The organism is Arhodomonas sp. KWT, from assembly GCF_010993615.1.
Genome location: NZ_WNXE01000526.1, coordinates 1 through 1,116, shown reverse-complemented (window position 1 = coordinate 1,116; position 1,116 = coordinate 1). Strand labels below are relative to the sequence as shown.

General features: G+C 62.3%; 2 protein-coding genes. Both read left to right on the top strand.

Going from position 1 to position 1,116, the window contains the following annotated elements:
• Nucleotides 1-58: 58 nt before the first annotated feature.
• Nucleotides 59-343, top strand: a complete 285-nt coding sequence (locus tag G7A99_RS20440) for a transposase (RefSeq protein ID WP_163143699.1) — start codon at nt 59-61, stop codon at nt 341-343.
• The coding region (locus G7A99_RS20435) for an IS3 family transposase (RefSeq protein ID WP_163143702.1) at nt 340-1,116 on the top strand (777 nt) is incomplete at its 3' end. The genes G7A99_RS20440 and G7A99_RS20435, both read left to right, overlap by 4 nt.

The following is a 1,116-nucleotide window of genomic DNA, read 5'->3' as shown; positions in this document are numbered from 1 at the left end:
GTGACCTTGCCCGGCTGAATTGGACACCTCTTCGTTTCTGCAATTGATGAGGTGATCCATGAAATACCGCCGCTACGACGACATGTTCAAGGTTGAAGCCGTTGAGCTGGCGCTGCAACCGGACATCCAGATCCAGGATGTGGCTGCGCAGCTGGGCATCCACCCGTTCATGCTGTCACGCTGGAAGAAGGAATACCGCGAGGGTCGACTCATGGCAAAGCCTTCCAAGGGCAGCGGCGCGGAAGCCGCGGAGCTGCGCCGGCAGATCCGGCAGTTGGAGCGCGATAACCGTAAGCTCAACGAGGAGAACGAGATCCTCAAGGAAGCGCGGCGTTTTTTCTGACAACGCCGACCGGGAGATACCGATTCATAGCCGAGCAGCGGGGGCGCTTCTCGGTGAAGCGCCTGTGTGACGCGCTGGGTGTGCCGCGCAGCAGCTTCTACGAGTGGGCGCGGCGGATGCCGAGTGTCCACGCGATCGAAGATGCGCTGTTGCTCAAGCCGATCCGCCAGGCGTTCTTCGCCAATCGTGGGATTTATGGCAGCCCCCGCATCAAACAGGCATTGGATGCCATGGGCCACCCCTGCGGTCGCCATCGCGTCGCACGGCTGATGCGCGAGAACGGCCTGGTTGCCCGTCAGGCCAAACGCTTCAAGCCGCGCCCGGGACGGGCGGCACACTACCAGGTGCCGAATCGGTTGTTGGAGCGGGGGCCGGCGAGGCGTCGCGGCGAGGTCTGGGTCGGTGACTACACGTATATCCACACACAACGCGGCTGGCTGTTTCTCGCGGTGGTGATGGACCAATACACCCGACAGATCCTTGGCTGGGCCACATCGCAGCAGCGCACAGCAGAGCTGACCTGTGCGGCACTCACCCATGCCCTGCAACACCATCGCCCGCGTCGTGGGGCGCTGTTCCACTCTGACCAGGGAATCGAATACGCGGCCAACGACTTCAAGGCCCTGTTGGACCGCCATCGCCTGACGCAGAGCATGAGCCGTCGGGCGTACTGCTACGACAACGCCCATGTAGAGTCGTTTTTCGGCACGCTGAAGGCCGAGTCCGACGTCACCGAGTTCCACCTACAACAATCCGTGTCCGCGTTGATTAGC